This is a genomic window from Pontibacter indicus, from assembly GCF_900156345.1.
Lineage (GTDB): Bacteria > Bacteroidota > Bacteroidia > Cytophagales > Hymenobacteraceae > Pontibacter > Pontibacter indicus.
Map to the genome: position 1 here is coordinate 183,380 of NZ_FTPP01000004.1, position 18,806 is coordinate 202,185.

15 protein-coding genes are annotated in these 18,806 nt (G+C 52.3%); 14 read left to right on the top strand and 1 reads right to left on the bottom strand.

All coding sequences use genetic code 11. The annotated features are described in order from the left end of the window. Positions 1-81: 81 nt before the first annotated feature. The 11 genes from B0B12_RS17730 to B0B12_RS17780 all read left to right on the top strand — a co-directional run bounded on the left by B0B12_RS17730 (position 82) and on the right by B0B12_RS17780 (position 14,070). On the top strand, positions 82-1,320 hold the full coding sequence (locus B0B12_RS17730; protein WP_076671683.1) for a glycoside hydrolase family 88/105 protein: 1,239 nt from the start codon (positions 82-84) through the stop codon (positions 1,318-1,320). Between the two features lie 10 nt (positions 1,321-1,330). Beyond that, positions 1,331-2,323: a pectinesterase family protein gene (locus tag B0B12_RS17735; protein ID WP_076671686.1), complete on the top strand. Its 993-nt coding sequence runs from the start codon at positions 1,331-1,333 to the stop codon at positions 2,321-2,323. A 28-nt stretch (positions 2,324-2,351) separates the two neighbouring features. Further along, positions 2,352-4,058 carry a glycoside hydrolase family 43 protein gene (locus B0B12_RS17740; RefSeq protein ID WP_076671689.1) on the top strand — a complete coding sequence of 569 codons (1,707 nt, stop codon included), beginning with the start codon at positions 2,352-2,354 and terminating at the stop codon, positions 4,056-4,058. Positions 4,059-4,068: 10 nt separating this feature from the next. After that, on the top strand, positions 4,069-5,823 hold the full coding sequence (locus B0B12_RS17745; RefSeq protein ID WP_076671691.1) for a glycoside hydrolase family 28 protein: 1,755 nt from the start codon (positions 4,069-4,071) through the stop codon (positions 5,821-5,823). Positions 5,824-5,918: 95 nt separating this feature from the next. Next, positions 5,919-6,737, top strand: a complete 819-nt coding sequence (locus tag B0B12_RS17750; protein WP_076671693.1) for a rhamnogalacturonan acetylesterase — start codon at positions 5,919-5,921, stop codon at positions 6,735-6,737. An 80-nt stretch (positions 6,738-6,817) separates the two neighbouring features. Then, positions 6,818-9,301: a glycoside hydrolase family 95 protein gene (locus B0B12_RS17755; RefSeq protein WP_076671695.1), complete on the top strand. Its 2,484-nt coding sequence runs from the start codon at positions 6,818-6,820 to the stop codon at positions 9,299-9,301. A 48-nt stretch (positions 9,302-9,349) separates the two neighbouring features. Next, positions 9,350-10,582, top strand: a complete 1,233-nt coding sequence (locus tag B0B12_RS17760) for a dienelactone hydrolase family protein (protein WP_076671697.1) — start codon at positions 9,350-9,352, stop codon at positions 10,580-10,582. 19 nt (positions 10,583-10,601) lie between these two features. Beyond that, positions 10,602-11,006, top strand: a complete 405-nt coding sequence (locus B0B12_RS17765; RefSeq protein ID WP_076671699.1) for a VOC family protein — start codon at positions 10,602-10,604, stop codon at positions 11,004-11,006. Positions 11,007-11,057: 51 nt separating this feature from the next. Further along, positions 11,058-12,482: a glycoside hydrolase family 28 protein gene (locus tag B0B12_RS17770; RefSeq protein ID WP_076671701.1), complete on the top strand. Its 1,425-nt coding sequence runs from the start codon at positions 11,058-11,060 to the stop codon at positions 12,480-12,482. A gap of 153 nt (positions 12,483-12,635) precedes the next feature. Continuing rightward, positions 12,636-13,340, top strand: coding sequence for a rhamnogalacturonan acetylesterase (locus B0B12_RS17775; protein WP_244554760.1), 705 nt, complete (start codon positions 12,636-12,638; stop codon positions 13,338-13,340). A gap of 43 nt (positions 13,341-13,383) precedes the next feature. Continuing rightward, positions 13,384-14,070, top strand: coding sequence for a LamG-like jellyroll fold domain-containing protein (locus B0B12_RS17780; protein ID WP_244554761.1), 687 nt, complete (start codon positions 13,384-13,386; stop codon positions 14,068-14,070). A gap of 110 nt (positions 14,071-14,180) precedes the next feature. On the opposite strand, the gene B0B12_RS17785 is transcribed toward B0B12_RS17780, so the two are convergent. After that, complete coding sequence (locus tag B0B12_RS17785; RefSeq protein ID WP_076671705.1) at positions 14,181-15,827, bottom strand: UxaA family hydrolase; 1,647 nt, start codon at positions 15,825-15,827, stop codon at positions 14,181-14,183. 483 nt (positions 15,828-16,310) lie between these two features. Between B0B12_RS17785 and B0B12_RS17795 the strand changes: the two genes are divergently transcribed. The 3 genes from B0B12_RS17795 (at position 16,311) to B0B12_RS17805 (ending at position 18,572) form a co-directional block, all read left to right on the top strand. Next, positions 16,311-16,847 (top strand): YceI family protein, encoded by a 537-nt coding sequence (locus B0B12_RS17795; RefSeq protein ID WP_076671711.1) that lies wholly within the window; start codon positions 16,311-16,313, stop codon positions 16,845-16,847. A 131-nt stretch (positions 16,848-16,978) separates the two neighbouring features. Then, complete coding sequence (locus B0B12_RS17800; protein ID WP_076671713.1) at positions 16,979-17,914, top strand: ring-cleaving dioxygenase; 936 nt, start codon at positions 16,979-16,981, stop codon at positions 17,912-17,914. A gap of 34 nt (positions 17,915-17,948) precedes the next feature. Beyond that, the gene (locus tag B0B12_RS17805) at positions 17,949-18,572 is read left to right on the top strand and encodes an alpha/beta hydrolase (protein ID WP_076671715.1); all 624 of its coding nucleotides are present in this window, start codon (positions 17,949-17,951) and stop codon (positions 18,570-18,572) included. Positions 18,573-18,806: the final 234 nt, after the last annotated feature.

Genomic DNA, 18,806 nt, shown 5'->3' on the forward strand with positions numbered 1-18,806 from the left:
GAGGGGGAGTTAGTAATCCTCCCCCTCAAATCAGCTACACAGGATGAAGCTAAACGAAGGAAACACCTTTTTACAAAACCTATGAAGATTGCAAAATATACCTTGCCTGTACTGCTGGCTGTAGCCACTGCCTGTAGCTCGGGAGAATCGGCAACAGAAAACACTGCCCAGACCCAGACCGTGGCCGCTGAAAAGCCGTGGTCCGTGTGGATGGCTGACTCTGACATCAAACGAAACCCGGAGGGGTGGATGATTGATTTCAAAGACAAGCCAAAGTGGGATTATACCCAGGGCTTGTTTGCCAGTGCCATTGAGCAGGTATGGGAGAAAACAGGCGAAGAGAAGTACCTGAACTATATCAAGGCTTTTGCCGACACCATGATCAGTGAGAACGGCACGATCATGACCTACAAGAAGGCTGATTACAACATCGACCGTGTGAACCCGGGCAAGTTCCTGATGGAGCTCCACAAGGAAACCGGTGACAACAAGTATAAACTGGCGATAGAGGAACTACGCGACCAGATGCGCACCCATCCCCGCACCAAAGAGGGAGGCTTCTGGCACAAGAAAATTTACCCGCACCAGATGTGGCTCGATGGCCTGTACATGGCCTCTCCATTTCTGGCGCAATACGCTGTGGAGTTCAACGAGCCTGCCATTTTTGACGACGTGGCCAATCAAATCGTTTTGGTAGACAAGTATACCTGGAACAGTGAGAAAGGCCTCTGGCATCATGGCTGGGATGAGAGCCGTGAGCAAAAGTGGGCTGACCCTGAAACAGGCAAGTCGCCGCATGTTTGGGGACGCGCCATGGGCTGGTATGCCATGGCGCTGGTAGATGTGCTGGACTTCTTCCCGAAAGACCACCCAAGAAGAGACGAGATACTTCAGATAACCCAGAAGATGGCTGGAGCCCTGGAGCAGTACCAGGACAAGAACACCGGACTTTGGTATCAGGTGGTAGACCAGGGAAGCAGAGATGGCAATTATCTGGAAGGCTCGGCATCCAGCATGTACACTTACTTCCTGGTGAAAGCGGCTAAAAACGGCCTTATTGATCAGAAGTATATGCAGGTGGCGCAGAAAGGGTATGATGGTATACTCAATAACCTGATCAAGAAGAACGAGGATGGCACCATCAGCATCACGAATGTATGTGCTGTGGCTGGGCTGGGTGGTACGCCTTACCGCGATGGCACCTATGAGTACTACATCAACGAGGAGCGCCGGGATAATGACCCCAAAGCGGTAGCACCTTTTATCATGGCTTCGCTCGTGTTTGAAGAGCTGAACCAATCGAAAGTATCCACGAAGTAACCCGATAGCCATGTTGACATCTGCCAGGTATACCGCCCTTCTTACGCTGCTGTTCTGTCTTTTCCTGGTGCAGGTGCAGGCACAGAAGCAGTATGACTTTGTAGTGGCGAAGGACGGTAGCGGTGATTTTAAGACAGTGCAGGAAGCCCTTCATGCCGTGCCGGATTTTCGCAAAAACACTACCACCATCTACATCAAAAACGGGGTGTACAAGGAGAAGCTGGTGCTTCCTACTTCCAAAACCATGGTGAAACTGGTGGGGGAGAATGTGCAGCATACCATCCTGACCTACGACGATTACGCCTCCAAAAAGAACCGCTTCGGCGAGGAGATGGGCACTACTGGCTCTACCAGCTTTTTTGTGTTCGGGGATGATTTCTCAGCAGAGAACATCACGTTTGAGAACTCGGCTGGTCCGGTAGGACAGGCGGTGGCGGTGCGCATCGACGGCGACCGGGTGATGTTCACCAACTGCCGTTTTCTGGGTAACCAAGACACCCTATACCCGCACGGCGAAAAAAGCCGGCAGTATTACAAGAATTGTTACATCGAAGGTACGACCGATTTTATCTTTGGCTGGTCCACGGCTGTGTTTGAGAACTGCGAGATTTTCAGCAAAAAGGGGGGGAGTTACGTGACGGCTGCCTCTACACTGGAGGGCGCACCTTACGGGTTCGTGTTCCTCAACTGCCGGCTTACCGGCGACGCTCCGAAAGACTCTTACTACCTCGGCCGTCCCTGGAGGCCACACGCCAAAACGGTATTCATCAACAGCTACCTCGGGCCGCATATCAAGCCAGAAGGCTGGCACAACTGGAACAAACCGGAGGCCGAGCAGACAACATTCTACGCCGAGTACAAATCCAAAGGGCCGGGTGCCAAAGCAGGCAAGCGGGTGAAGTGGTCGCACCAGCTCAGCAAAAAGCAGTTGGCGGATTATACCTTAGAGAAAATATTCGATGGCTGGATACCGGGAGAAAAATTCGACACAGCCAGTAAATAGACCCTTACATTAATGAAACACGATTGCCATGACTCAGAAACCTGTACTTTACGCTGCCGTTTGTTTTTCTTTTCTGCTCAGTTCCTGCTCAGGTCTGGCGCAGCAGGGTAGTAAAAACGCAACTGCAGAGACGATTCAGCCAACTCCAGCCCCTGTTTCGGAGGTATGGGTGGCCGATTTGGGAGATGGCAGGTATAAGAACCCCATCCTGCATGCCGACTACTCCGACCCCGATGTGGTGCAGGTGGGCGAAGACTATTACATGACCTCCTCCAGCTTCAATGCTATACCTGGTCTGCAGATTCTGCACTCCAACGATCTCGTGAACTGGAAGATTATTGGCTACGCGCTGGACCGCAACCAGCCTTATGACCATTTCTCCAAGCCACAGCACGGCAACGGGGTATGGGCGCCTGCCATACGCCACCAGAACGGTGAGTTCTACATTTATTGGGGCGATCCGGATTTCGGCATCTACATGGTGAAGACCAAAAATCCGGCAGGTCCTTGGGAGAAGCCGGTACTGGTGAAGGAAGGCAAAGGCCTGATCGACGCTTGTCCGTTTTGGGATGAAGACGGCAAGGCCTATCTGGTGCATGGCTGGGCCGGAAGCCGGGCAGGTATAAAGAGCATCCTGACCCTCAACAAAATGAGCCCGGATGGCACCAGTGTACTGGACGAAGGCATGATGATATTTGATGGGCACGACGCGCACCCGACCGTGGAAGGACCGAAGTTCTACAAGCGTAACGGCTATTACTACATTTTTGCACCGGCAGGAGGTGTGGCCACGGGCTGGCAATTGGTGCTGCGTTCTAAAAATGTATATGGCCCTTACGAAGAGAAGATCGTGATGGACCAGGGTAATACACCGATCAACGGTCCGCACCAGGGCGCCTGGGTAGAGACCACCACCGGCGAGGACTGGTTTATCCATTTTCAGGACATAGAAGCTTATGGCCGGGTGGTGCACCTCAACCCAGTGAAGTGGGTGAACGACTGGCCGGTGATTGGGGAGGACAAAGACGGCGATGGCAAAGGCGAACCCGTGCTGACTTACCAGAAACCAAACGTCGGCAAGGTATACCCGGTAGCTACTCCACCAGAGTCAGACGAGTTTGACGGCCATACCCTGGGGCTGCAGTGGCAGTGGCATGCCAACCCGAAAGCCACCTGGGCCTTCCCGACAGGTACCAAAGGACAGCTGCGCCTGTTTACGGAGCAGTTGCCGGAAGATTTCAAAAACTACTGGGATGTGCCGAACCTCCTGCTGCAGAAGTTTCCGGCCGAGACCTTTACAACCACCACCAAGCTCAAATTCACACCCAACCCAAAACTGCAGGACGAACGCAGCGGCCTGATCGTGATGGGCGAGAACTATGCTTACGTTTCATTGGTGAGCAAACCCGATGGGCTATACCTGACTTACAATACCGCTACCAAAGCAGACAAAGGTACACCTGAAAATGAAGAGGTGCTGGGCAAGCTAAATGGTAACGAGGTGCATTTCCGGGTGAGTGTGGACAAAGACGCGAAGTGCCAGTTCAGTTACAGCGAAGACGGTACGACTTTTAAAAATGTGGGAGCTCCTTTCACGGCGGTGCCCGGTCGCTGGATTGGCGCCAAGGTGGGCCTGTTTGCAACACGTCCCGGCAAAACGAACGACTCCGGTTTCGCTGATGTCGACTGGTTCCGCATCACCCCAAACCCAACTAAAATTTCTGTAAGAGACTAAAGCTGAAGATATGATTACGAAGAAGTTCTTTAAAAACCGCATGTTCCTTTTGGCAGGTATAGCCGGTGCGCTGCAGTTCGGTTGTCAGCAACAACCAGCCGCCACAACTACAGCCAATACCAGTGCACCTGTCGCAGCAGTAAACAGCACTGCCAATACCGATTGGGTATACGAAGGCATTGAGTTCAATATGCCGCGTGTGCAGGAGCCAACATTTGGCAACTACAGCGTCAGCATTACAGATTTCGGGGCCGTAAGCGACGGCCTGACAAAAAACACGGCAGCCTTTGAGAAAGCCATAGCCGATGTAGTAGCCAAAGGAGGAGGCAAAGTGATCGTGCCGCGTGGTATGTGGCTGACAGGGCCCATTGTGCTCAAAAGCAACATCAACCTGCACGTAGAGGAAGGTGCCCTGGTGCTGTTCAGCAAGGATTTTGACGACTATCCGCTTGTGAAAACCAGCTTCGAAGGCCTGAACACCTTCCGTTGCCAGTCGCCGATTTCAGGTCGTGACCTGGAGAACGTAGCCATTACCGGCAAAGGTGTGATCGATGGAAACGGCGATGCCTGGAGACCGGTGAAGAAAGATAAAATGACTGAAGGGCAGTGGAAAAAACTGGTAAATTCAGGAGGCGTGCTGCGTGATGACGGCAAGGTCTGGTATCCGACGGAAAGTTCTAAGCGCGGAGCGGTGACCGGTAACTTCAACGTGCCGCTTGACCTGACGGAGAAACATCAGTTTGAGCCGATAAAGGACTTCATGCGACCTGTCATGGTTAGCCTGGTAAACTGCAAGAAGGTCCTGCTTGACGGGCCTACCTTCCAGAACTCCCCGGCCTGGAACATTCATCCGCTTATGTGCGAGGACGTGACGATCCGTAACCTGACCGTGCGCAACCCTTGGTATTCGCAGAACGGCGACGGTCTGGACCTGGAGTCATGCAAGAACTCTGTCATTTACAACAACACGTTCGACGTGGGCGATGATGCCATATGCATCAAGTCCGGCAAAGACAAAGACGGACGTGAGCGCGGTATACCTACCGAAAACGTGATCGTGAAGAACAACGTGGTATACCACGGACATGGTGGTTTTGTAGTGGGTAGCGAGATGTCGAGCGGGGTGAAAAATGTGCATGTTTCCAACTGTACCTTCATCGGCACCGACATTGGTCTGCGCTTCAAGAGTACACGCGGTCGTGGTGGGGTGGTCGAGAACATCTACATCTCCAACATCGACATGATCAACATCCCGACCCAGGCCATCAGCTTTAACCTGTTCTACGGTGGCAATTCTCCTGTGCTGGAAGCTACCCAGAAGGCAGAAACAGAAAAGCGTGACGAGCGCCTGATGCCGGTAACAGAAGAGACCCCGTCTTTCCGCAACATCTACATGAAGAACATCCGGGTGGCAGGCGCTGACGAGGCGCTGGCCCTGCAAGGCTTGCCAGAGATGAACCTGCAGAATGTGAACATCGAAAATGCCGTGCTGAAGGCGAAGAAAGGTATAACTGCTGTAGACTCCGACGGCATTGTGCTTAAAAACGTGAGGGTGGAAACGGAGCAAGGTCCTGCCTTAACCATCTACAATAGCAAGAACATCGATATCACGGGCTTTAGCTTCAACGAGAGCAAGGAGCCAGCCGTGCGCGTGCTGGGACCGAAAACCGAGAAGGTGCGCCTGGAGAAAAAAGACTTTAAAGACGCTGCCAAGCAGGTATCCAAAGGAAAAGACCTGACTGGTACGGCACTCAACATCGAGTAGTAAGAACTTTCATTTGAAACACTAAGCATGGTCACCCTAGGGCCATGCTTTTTTATCTTCTCTCACCAATAGCCTTTACCTAATAGAACAATATTATGCAGAAGCTAGCTTTCGGAATTGCCGCACTAGCATTGAGCCTCGTGCTAGTGGCATTTGTACCTTTCAAAAAGAAACCTGTCACTGTATACCTGATCGGTGACTCCACCGTGGCCGACTATACCGGCGACTATGACGAGAAGGACTACATGACCACCCGTTATCCAATTGCCGGCTGGGGACAAATGTTCCAGCCCTTTATGCGTCCGGATAGCCTGAGCAAGCTCCGGCACCTGATTAAAGCTGATAGCGTGATAGTGGCTGACAAAGCCAGGGGCGGGCGTAGCACCCGCACCTTTTTTGAGGAAGGGCGCTGGGCAGAGGTCTACCGTTCGCTGCAGAAAAACGACCTGGTGCTGATGCAGTTTGGCCATAACGACGCCGCTGAAAACAAACCGGAACGCTATACCAATGTGACTGCCTACAAAGAGTACCTCCGCCTGTTCGTGCACCAAACCCGCGAGAAGGGCGCTATACCTATTCTGCTGACACCCGTGAACCGCAACTACCCCTGGGAGGACGGCAAGTTGAGTAACGTGCACGGCGATTATCCACAAGCTGTAAAAGATGTGGCTAGGGAGCTGAACGTGCAGCTGGTCGACCTGACCCAGCTTTCCATTGAGGCCTTCACGGCCAGAGGTCAAGACTACGTAACGGATAACTATTTCATGAACCTGCCTGCCGGCAAGTATACCGCTTACCCGGAAGGGCTGAAGGATAACACGCACTTTCAGCCGGAAGGGGCGACTGCAGTTGCGCAGTTGGTTTTCAGAGGTATGCAGAATTTGGGAGAGGCAAAAGCGGCAGCTAAGAAATAACATAGTTGAGCTACAGCTAAGAAATCAATTACCTGTGCTATACAGTATGGGATCGTTCACCTATCACCCGACTGGATAATATGAACATCAGACAACCCTTTCTATGGTTTTTTCTCTCTCTTTGGTTTAGTGTAAGCAGCGCTTCAGCCCAGAATACAGCCAGCATATACTACAAGCTCTGGTACAAACAGCCTGCCGCCAACTGGAACGAAGCACTGCCACTGGGGAACGGTCGTCTGGGTGCCATGGTGTTCGGCCAGCCGGCACGGGAGCAGTTGCAGCTAAACGAGGAAACGGTTTGGGCCGGGGAACCGGGTAACAATGTGTTGCCTGCCCTGAACAGCGCCCTGCTCGAAATCAGAGCGCTTATTATCGCAGGGAAGCACAAAGAAGCGCAGGACCTGGCCATGGAGAAACTTCCCCGCCAACCTACCGCCGATAACAATTATGGCATGCCCTACCAGCCGGTTGGCAACCTGTTTATTTCCTTCCCGGGCCACGAGCAGGCCACAGACTATTACCGCGACCTGGACATTCAGCAGGCCATTGCAACGGTATCTTATAAAGTAAACGGCGTTACGTACAGACGCGAAATGTTCTCGTCCTTTACCGATGACGTGGTGATCGTGCGCCTGACAGCCGACAAGCCCAGGAGCCTGAACTTTACCCTTTCGGCTGATAGTCCCCACAAAAATTACACGGTCAGAACACAGGGCAATCAGCTGATATTGAGCGGTGTTTCCGGTGACGTGGACAACAAGAAGGGCAAGGTGAAATTCCAGACGCTGGTGCAGCCTGAAACAGAGGGAGGCAAGATCACCAGCACCCCGGAAGGTATACAGGTAAGCGGAGCCAATGCCGCCACACTTTATATCTCCATCGGCACAAACTTCAAAAGCTACAGCGACCTGAGTGGCGACGGCGAGGCAAAAGCTGCCAGTTTACTGGCTGGTGCGCTTAAAAAGAAGTATAAGAAAGCAAAAGCGGAGCATACAGCTTTCTACAGAAACTACTACGACCGGGCTTCCCTTGACTTGGGCACAACAGCGGATCTGCAGAAACCGACCGATGAACGGCTAGCTGCCTTTGCCCGTTCGAACGATCCGCATCTGGCGGCACTGTATTTTCAGTTCGGCCGGTATTTGCTTATCTCCAGTTCTCAGCCGGGTACACAGCCTGCCAACCTGCAGGGCATCTGGAACGACAAAATCGCACCGCCCTGGGACAGCAAGTATACCGTCAACATCAACACCGAAATGAATTACTGGCCCGCGGAAGTAACCAACCTCTCGGAAATGCACAGCCCCTTGTTCAGCATGCTGAAAGACCTGTCGGAATCGGGTAGGGAGAGCGCTTCTAAAATGTATGGCGCCCGGGGCTGGATGATGCACCACAACACGGACATCTGGCGGATAACCGGCCCGATAGACGGTGCCTTTTATGGCATGTGGCCAATGGGAGGCGCCTGGCTGACGCAGCATTTGTGGCAGCATTACCTCTATACCGGCGATCAGGCTTTCTTGAAAGAGGTATACCCTGTGCTGAAAGGATCGGCTATGTTTTATGCGGATGTGCTGCAGGAGGAGCCCACAAACAAATGGCTGGTGGTGAGCCCGTCTATGTCGCCGGAGAACAAACACCAGAGCGGTGTCTCCATTGCCGCCGGCACCACCATGGACAACCAGCTTATCTTTGATCTTTTCAGCAATGTGATCAGGACGTCTGAAGTGCTGAATTTGGACAAAGCCTTTGCCGACTCGCTACGCATTATGCGCGACCAGCTGCCGCCGATGCAGATCGGGCAGCACAACCAGTTGCAGGAGTGGCTGCAGGACATGGACAGAAAGGATGACAAACACCGTCACGTTTCCCATCTTTACGGCTTATTCCCGAGCAACCAGGTTTCGCCTTACCGCCATCCCCAACTGTTCGAGGCCGCCAAAAACTCACTCGTTTACCGTGGCGACAAATCCACGGGCTGGTCGATGGGCTGGAAAGTGAACCTGTGGGCCAGGCTGCTCGATGGCAACCGCGCCTACAAACTGATACAGGACCAACTGACACCTGCCGGAACGGAAGGCAAAGGCGAGAGCGGCGGCACCTATCCAAACCTGTTCGACGCGCACCCACCTTTCCAGATCGATGGTAATTTTGGCTGCACGGCAGGTATAGCCGAGATGTTGCTACAGAGCCACGACGGGGCGCTGCATGTGCTTCCGGCGCTGCCCGATGTGTGGCAAAGCGGTGAGGTAAAAGGACTGGTAGCGAGAGGCGGCTTTGTGATAGACATGGCCTGGGAGGCAGGAAAGGTCAAAACCCTGAAAATCCACTCCAAACTGGGCGGTAATTGCCGCATCAGAACAAGCGACCTTTTGCAACTTGCCGGCAAGGGTAACCTGAAAGAAGCGACTGGTGAGAACACGAACTTCTTTTACCAGCAAGCGGCCATCAAAGAGCCATTGGTATCAGACAAAGCACAAGTGCAGACGACAGGTATAGCCGATGTGCTGGAGATGGACCTGGAAACTGAAAAAGGAAAAACTTATTTGTTGAAGTTAAACTAAGGTATAGCCCCAACTTTGGGAACAGGTATACCTGCTTAAGTATAAATTGTGAAGGTGATCAAACAGGGGTGGAGCAAGAGGAGCCAACTAGCAACGACGGTATACTTATGGGTATGGCTGATGCTGGTTGCTGCCACTGCCGATGCACAGAAGTCGGATGTGGGGAATTTTTATCCGCTGCTCCAATCGCACGCCGCTGAACGGAACAGTAGCCTTTCGTTCCTGAACAGCAAACATCGCAATACAGAAAAGTGGCGGCGGGAGGCAAAGGGAAAGCTGCAGGAACTGCTGGCTTATAATCCGGCGCCTGTGCCACTGGAGAGTCAGGTCGTCAGCACCACCAAACGCGACGGCTATACCCAACACCTGGTGCGCTACAACGTGAGTGCGCATCAGCAAACAGAGGCCTACCTGCTTATACCGGACAATCTGAGCAAGCCAGCTCCTGCTGTGATCGCCCTGCACGACCACGGCGGTTTTTACTTTTTTGGCAAAGAAAAACATAACCTGACGGATGATCAGCCGGAGGTGCTCAGGACATATATCCAGAACCTGTACGAAGGCAGAACCTATGCCGACGAGCTGGCCAAAAAGGGGTTTATCGTGCTCTCACCGGATGCTCCCTACTTCGGTTCTCAAAGGCTGGATCCGGAACAGGTAAACGATGACCTGACCAAAAACTACCGCAAGCAGCTGACCGGTGACAGCGATACCGATATCGTGGCCTTTAATAAGTTTGCCAACGGACACGAGGCGGCTATTAACAAAACGGTGCTGGCGGCGGGCACTACCTGGCTGGGCATGATCGTGCAAAGCGACCGTGTAGCGATTGACTATTTGCTGTCGCGGCCGGAGGTGGACCCGGAGCGGATCGGCTGCATCGGCCTGTCACTGGGCGGGCTGCGCAGTACGTACCTCTTCGGGATGGATTCCCGGATCAAGACAGGTATAGTGGCCGCTTTCTCCACCACTTTTGAGCACATGCTGCGCAACCACACCCGCCATACCTGGATGATGTACGTGCCCCGACAAAACTTATACCTGGATATCCCGGACGTAGCCTCGCTGAACGCACCCCGGCCTTTGCTGGTGCTTAACTGCAAGCAGGACAAACTCTTCAATCCGGCAGGTATGGAAGCTGCGGAGCATAAACTTGCGGCCATCTATGATAAGATGAAAGCAAGAGATAAATTCAGGTGCAACTACTACGACGTGCCCCACTCCATGACCATCGCCATGCAGGAAGATGCCTTTGCCTGGCTGGATAAGTGGCTGAAATAAATGAACAGAGATTACCCATATGAAATTAGAACACTTTGCCCTGAATGTAGAAGACCCGGTAGCCATGGCGGCATGGTATGTGGAGCATTTGGGCATGACAATAGTGCGGCAGATGGAGCAGGCGCCCTTTATGACTTTTCTGGCCGATGACAGTGGCCGCATTATGGTGGAGATATACCTGAACCCGGCAGATAAAGTACCGCCCTACCGGGAAATGAACCCCCTGTTGGTGCACCTGGCCTTTGTGTCACAAAACCCGACTGCGGACAAAGACCGTCTGGTGAAAGCTGGTGCCACGCTGGTAACAGAGCAGCACCTGGAAGATGGCTCCCATCTAGTGATGCTGCGCGACCCCTGGGGCCTGGCGGTGCAACTCTGCAAAAGAGGCACGAGCATGCTGACCGAGAAAGAGCAGGACAGCTAGTAAAGAACAGCCCTCTGGCTACATCTGAACATTCATCGCAAATTACTGATTATGGGAAAGTATCATTTATTGGCTTTTTTAACCTGCTGTTTGCAGCTTCTAGGTTCATGCTACCAGCCTCTTCAGGAGAATCGGGAGCAGGCAAGCACGCAGACCGATGCCTGGGATAAAGTAGAGGACATTCTGCGCCAAATATCTCCACCGTCTTTTCCGGACAGAGATTTCCTGGTTACTGCGTATGGGGCCGTTGGGGATGGGACCGTTGATTGTACCGAGGCATTCCGGAAGGCAGTCATGGCCTGTGTCGAGGCCGGAGGCGGAAGGGTTGTGGTACCAGAGGGCAGGTTCCTGACAGGGCCTATCCATTTAAAGAGCAACGTAAACCTGCATGTGGTAAAAGGGGCCACTATACTTTTCTCAACTGACCCCGCTGATTACCTACCTCTGGTGCATACCCGCTGGGAAGGCGTGGAGTTGATGGGCTATTCGCCTCTGATTTACGCCTTCGAACAAAAGAATATTGCCATAACCGGAGAGGGTATCCTGGACGGACAGGCCAACGAAACCAACTGGTGGCCCTGGAAAGGACAGAAAAAACATGGCTGGATAGAAGGTACGCCAAATCAGACGGAGCCGCGAGCTGCGCTGTTTCAGATGGCAGAGGACGGTGTGCCGGTAAGTGAGCGGAAGTTTGGGGAAGGCTCATATCTGCGGCCGCAATTTGTACAGCCTTACCGTTGCGAAAATGTGCTGATTGAGGGTGTGACGATCATCAATTCACCGATGTGGATTCTGAACCCTGTGCTTTGCACCAACGTGACCATTCAGGGAGTGACTGTCGAAAGTCAAGGCCCGAATTCGGATGGCTGCGACCCGGAGTCGAGCCGGAACGTGCTGATAAAGGACTGCCACTTCAATACCGGGGACGACTGCATCGCTATCAAGTCGGGCAGAAACGCCGATGGCCGACGCATCAATGTGCCCAGTGAGAACATCGTTATACAGAACTGCACGATGGAAAATGGGCATGGGGGAGTCGTGATCGGAAGCGAGATATCGGGAGGCGTGCGCAACGTGTTCGCGGAGAACTGCAGGATGAACAGCCCGCTCCTGGACAGGGCGCTGCGCATCAAGACGAGCTCCATGCGGGGCGGTGTTGTGGAGAACGTATACCTGCGCAACATCGAGGTGGGGCAGGTGGCACAGCAAGTGATTCGCGTGAACATGTTTTACGAAGACTCCGGCTCGTTTATGCCGACTGTACGAAACGTTGAGGTGCTCAACATGAAGGTACGCAACGGAGGCAAGGTAGGCGTGCTGCTGGAAGGGTATGAACAATCGCCGGTAGAGAACTTGCGCCTGGTGGATGTGGAGATAAATGGGGTGGAGGAACCTTACAAATTTTCTAATGTGAAGAACATCCAACTTGAAAACGTCACCATCAATGGGGAAAAAGTAGTCTTGCCTGCAAATTGAAACTGAGATACTGAGGTAAACAGAGGAGAAGCTTTAATTAAATGCTCCAGTTTATACCTTATACCTGTGTAACATAGGTAAGTAGCTATACATAATGAACAATCACAAAGAACTAGTATGAAAATATTCCTTCTTTTAACCACCGCATTTCTGATGTCTTTATTTCCTGCCCAGCAGAAGAAACCCATCAAAGTATACCTGATCGGGGATTCCACCATCTCCATTAAGGAAACCAAGGCCTATCCGGAGACGGGCTGGGGAATGCCCTTTGTGCATTTCTTTGACTCCAGTGTGACGGTAGACAACCGCGCTAAGAATGGTCGCAGTACCCGCACTTTTATAGAGGAGGGGCTGTGGCAACCCGTGTCAGATCACTTGCAGGCCGGTGACTATGTGTTCATCCAGTTCGGCCATAACGATGAGGTAGAAACAAAGAAAAGCTATACCCCGAAAGACCAGTACCGTGCCAATCTGAATCGCTTTATCACGGAGGCGCAAAAGAAAAAAGCTATACCTGTGTTGCTCACACCCGCTGCCCGCCGCCAGTTTGATGAGGCCGGTAAAATAGTGGGAACGCACGAGGAGTACGCAGCCATTGTACGGGAAGTAGCCAAACAGCGGAAAGTGGCTCTGATTGACCTGGACCGGAAAAGCCAGGAGCTGCTGCAGCAATTCGGAGTGGAAGGTTCTAAGCACCTCTTCCTGCAATTAGAAGCGGGCGAACATCCAAATTATCCCGAAGGCAAAGACGATAACACCCATTTCAGCGAACTAGGCGCCCGCAAGATGGCCCAGCTGGTGCTGGCCGGCATAAGGGATCAGAAGCTGGAACTGGCGGATAGAGTTGTTAAAAAGTAGGGTGTCGGTACTGCAAAAGATGTGCTTAGCAGGTATAAACGAAATGAAAAACAAACGGACGTGGTGGATAAGCGCTGCAGTAGGAGTGATGCTTGGCGTTACATGCCTGTCAGGTATAAGCTGCTCTAAACCCAGAACACAGTCACCACAGCCTGATGAGAAGGTATGGACCTTAAACTCCCTGGTATCTATTGCGGCACATCAGCCAACCGTATGGGGTAACCCGCGGTTGATTGATGTGGGGGCAGGGGAAAAGGCAATTGCGTTTGATGGTATAGAGGATGGGTTGTTGATCAACTCGAACCCCATTGCCGGAGCAGAGGAGTTTGAAATAGAGGTGGAGTTTATGCCTTATGCTGGTTATCCCGACAACATTGAGCAGCGCTTTCTGCACATACAGCACCCTGGCAATCCAGATCGAAGAATCCTGATCGAGCTTCGGCTCAACAGCCGACAACAGTGGTATGCCGACTTCTTCATGCGAACTGAAAACGCAGCCCTCACCCTGATCGACTCTACGAGAACACATCCTGTTAATGAATGGGCTACCATCAAGCTACATTACAGGCAGGGGCAAATGACAGGCTTTGTAAATGGAGTGGAAGAGGTATCAGGAAAGATCACCTACCTGCCCATTAGTCCTACTGCCAGCACCTCCATTGGCACCCGCATGGATAAGCGCTCCTGGTTCAAAGGTGCGATCAAAGCAGTACGTTTCAGTACAAAGTAAGCAGCTCACAGTTAAACTCAGGTATTAAAAAAACCGGCTCCTCCTAAGAAGAGCCGGCCTTCACCCCTATTTAACAAACGCAAAAACTATTTATTTATCGGTCAGGCGTATTACAATGACACGCCACGTTTCCAAGGTATGAAGTCATCCTGACCCAAGAGCTGTGCTTTGGATTGGATGTTGCCGCTGGCTACTTCGATAATAAAGTCCAGCATTGCCTCTCCCATCTCCTCTATGGTTTTCTCGCCGGCTATTACCGGGCCTGTGTCCACGTCAATGATGTCCGGCATACGCAGGGCCAGCTTCGTGTTGGACGATACTTTAATTACTGGAGCTATTGGGTTACCGGTTGGCGTGCCGAGGCCTGTCGTGAAAAGGATAATGTTCGCGCCTGAGCCAGCCATGGCCGTCGTGCTTTCCACGTCGTTGCCCGGCGTGCAGAGCAGGTTCAAGCCTGGCTTTGTGGCATACTCACCATAGTCCAGGACGTCTACCACAGGGGAAGTACCGCCTTTCTTGGCCGCCCCCGCCGACTTGATGGCATCCGTAATCAGGCCGTCTTTGATGTTGCCCGGGCTAGGGTTCATGTCGAAACCAGAGCCAGATGCTATAGCCGCACTTTCATAGGCACGCATCAGCTCCACAAAACGGTCAGCCGACTTATCATCTACGCAGCGGTTGATAAGCTCCTGTTCCACACCGCACAGCTCCGGAAACTCCGACAGCATGGACTTGCCGCCCAGCGCAACCACCAGGTCTGATACATGACCTACAGCCGGGTTGGCCGAAATGCCAGAGAAGCCATCAGAGCCTCCACACTCCAGCCCGATCACCAGTTTGCTCAGCGGTGCAGGCGCACGTTTTTGTTTATTGGCCTCTACCAGACCCAGGAATGTGCGTCGGATGGCCAATGTGAGCAACTCCTGCTCTGTGCCCTCTTTTTGCTGTTCCAGTATGATGAGCGGCTTGGAGAAATTCGGATTAAGCGCTTTGATGCGCTCTTCAAGAATAGGCACTTGCGCGTTCTGGCAGCCCAGGCTCAGGATAGTGGCGCCTGCCACATTGGGGTTGTGGATGTAACCGGCCAGCAAAGCGCACAGCATGTCTGAGTCCTGGCGAATGCCGCCGCAGCCGCCTTCGTGAGTCAGGAACTTAATGCCGTCGATGTTTTCAAAAATGCGGTGCTGTCCGTTAGAGGGGGTCGAGCTGAGCGGCAGTTGAGCAATTTGCTCTGTTTTGCCCGCCTGGTACAGCTCCACCATCTGCTGCACGTAGGATTTGTACAGGTCCTGGTGCCCAAAGCCGAGCGTCTCCATGAAAGCCTGCTTGATGGTGTCCACATTCCGGTTTTCGCAAAACACCAGCGGAATCACCAGCCAATAGTTGCCTGTGCCTACCTGTCCGTCTTCGCGGTGGTAGCCCAGGAAAGTCTTGTCCACCCATTTAGACACGTCGGGCGCCTGCCAGCCAATGGTTTTGGTCTTGCCTGTAAAGCCCGACACCTGGTGCTTCACATTGCCTGTGGTCAGGATGCCGCCGGCAGGTATGGCCTCCACGGCTTTGCCCACCAGGGAGCCGTACATGATGATTTCCTGGCCCGGTGCAAGCTGCTGCTCGGCAAACTTGTGCTTAGCAGGTATGTTGGTAACGATCCCAATCTGTCTGCCATTGAATTCTACCACATCACCTGCCTGCAGGTCAGTCAATGCAACGATTACGTTATCCTGTGGATGAACCTTTAAAGTATTGTGTGCCATAATTATGTTTTCGAAATGTGCGCAATCGATTGCACATAAAGCAAGTATACAGAAGATTTTTTGAAAATGAAAGTTTTGAGGGCTTAAGATTGGGAGTAAATGCAATATTTGATTGCACAGCTCCAGATTTTGCCTGTAACTTTTAAATCTTTTGCAGAACGGCTTCATGTTGAGGACAACGCTTACTCCAAACGGGGCAGTTGGGTCAATAGCAGGTCTAACCGATCATCTATCTAAATAAAGCTTCTGTAACCCATCATTGCAAAGGACTAAAGTGCAGGTAAAACAAATTAGACCTGATGCCTCGGGATGCCTCATTCTTCTGCAGGGAATTTATTCAGGCAACACCGTAGGCGTAGGGCTGTTTTTCCGGGAGAAAGGAAACCTTTTTAAAATAATTAATGTATATACATTTAAAGTCTATACATTTGTTGTAGATTTGCAGCAGAGAAACATTCACACTAAAACGATAAGATTAAAATCATGGCACAAGTAAAATGGTCAGTTGACCCAACACACAGCGAAGTACAGTTCAAAGTAAAGCACCTGATGATCACGACCGTGACAGGTTATTTCGAGAAGTTCAGCGTAGAGGCGGAGAGCGAAGACGAGAATTTCAACGGCGCCAGCAACATTGTGTTCACGGCCGATGTGAACTCGATCAGCACCAACAACGAGCAGCGCGACACGCACCTAAAGTCAGCCGACTTTTTTGACGCCGACAACCACAGTGAAGTGCGCTTTGTGGGCACACGCTACGAGCACGTGGGCGGCAACGACTACAAACTGCACGGCGACCTGACCATCCGTAACAACACCAAGCCTGTAACCGTGGACGTGGAATTTGGCGGTACAGTGGTAGATCCTTACGGACAGCACAAGGCAGGCTTCACAGTAACCGGCAAGATCAGCCGCAAAGAGTTTGGCCTTACCTGGAACGCCGTAACCGAAGCGGGCAGCGTGGTAGTGAGCGACGATATCAGATTACAGGCTGAAATACAGCTTGTAAAGCAGGCTTAAGGTTTTAAGTGTTGTTTCGAATGTGTGAGAACCGGAAGCAATAGTCTTCTGATTTCTCACACACATTCGGAATGACATAGAACACCTGGCCCAACGTATACCTAAACACCAGTTATTTATTAGTCAGTACCATGGCAGACAGCATCTTAGGACTCCACCATATCACAGCCATCGCAGATTCGGCCAAGAGCAATCTGGATTTTTACACCAAAACGCTGGGGCTGCGGCTGCTCAAAAAGACGGTCAATTTCGATGATCCCGGTACTTATCACCTTTATTATGGCGATGAAGCAGGAAGCCCGGGCACCATCCTGACCTTCTTCCCTTACAAGGGCGCGCGCCGCGGAAAGGCCGGCGCAGGTATGGCCACGCACATTGGCTACGCTGTGCCCGAAGGCAGTTTCGGCTTCTGGATGAAGCGCTTCGACGAGCACAAAGTGAGCTACGGTCGCCCTTCGGAGAAATTCGGGGAGCAGTACCTGCCTTTTCAGGACCCGGACGGCCTGCTGCTGGAACTGGTGATTCCTAAAAATGCTGACAACCGCAGGCCTTGGGAAACCGACGAAGTAAAAGCGGCAGTGGCAACGAAAGGCTTCCACAGCGTAACGCTGACCTTGCAAAAGGCAGAGAAAACGGCAGCCATCCTGACCGATATTCTGGGCTATACCTTGCAGGACCAGACAGGAAACAGCTACAGGTATAGCACCGACGCGGTAGAAAGCGCCAACATCATCGATATCGTAGAGAACCCGAATATCGGGCGGGGCGAAGGCGGCGCAGGCACCAATCACCACATCGCTTTCCGGGTGAAGGACGAGGAGGTGCTCATGCATTTCCGGGAGATCATTGCCGGAAAAGGCTTTAACATCACCGAGAAGATAGACCGCAACTACTTTTACTCCCTCTACTTCCGCGAGCCGGGCGGCGTGCTCTTCGAGATCGCCACCGACAACCCGGGCTTTGCGATAGACGAGTCTGTAGAAGACCTGGGCAAAAAGCTGTTGTTGCCACCACAGTACGAGCCGCACAGGGCCAAAATAGAGGCTGTTTTGCCGCGTCTCGACTAAAGCGATATTCTGAAACACAAACGAAAGGTATAGCATGTACACACACGAGAAGGACATACGCACGCAGGGCAAACCCTTGTCAGAAACCGGCAAGGCGCTGATCCTGATTCATGGGAGAGGGGCCACGGCGGCCAGCATATTGCCGCTGGCACAGGAACTGGGAGCGGACGGTTTCACGCGTTTTGCACCGCAAGCCACCAACAACACCTGGTATCCCTACAGCTTCATGGCCCCGGCAGACCAGAACCAACCCGCTTTGGACTCGGCCCTGGAACTGATCGACGAAACTGTGCAGGGTATACTGGCCCAAGGTATAGCGAGTAAGGAAATTTACCTGGCGGGCTTTTCGCAAGGCGCTTGCCTCACGTCCGAGTACGCAAGTCGGCATGCACGGCGCTACGGCGGGCTGCTGATCTTCACGGGCGGCCTGATAGGGGAGGAGCTGAACGCAGCCAATTACAAAGGCAACTTCGAAGGCACCCCCGTCCTCATCACCATCGGCGACCCGGATTCGCATGTGCCGGTGAGCAGGGTGGACGAAACTGTAAAGCAACTGGAAAGTATGGGTGCCAAAGTGACCCGCAAGGTATACCCTGGCCGTCCGCATACCATATTAGATGAAGAAATAGAGCTAGGCAAAAAGATCCTGGCTTCTTAAGATATAAAGTTTGGCTAAAGCAAAAAGCTGGAAGCACCGTGACGGTCGCCTACAGCTTTTTTTGTTTTTAGGGGAGTGGGGGGAAGTTGGTGTAGGTATGGTACTGTAGCGGTTTTCGAGAGTGCTTTTTGAGAAGCTATTCTTGTTGCTTTTGGGATTTATCTTCCTAGAATAGAAGTATGGATAAGATTGTCTATTGCAAAGAATGAGTGCGTCAAGAAGGTATGCTTATTA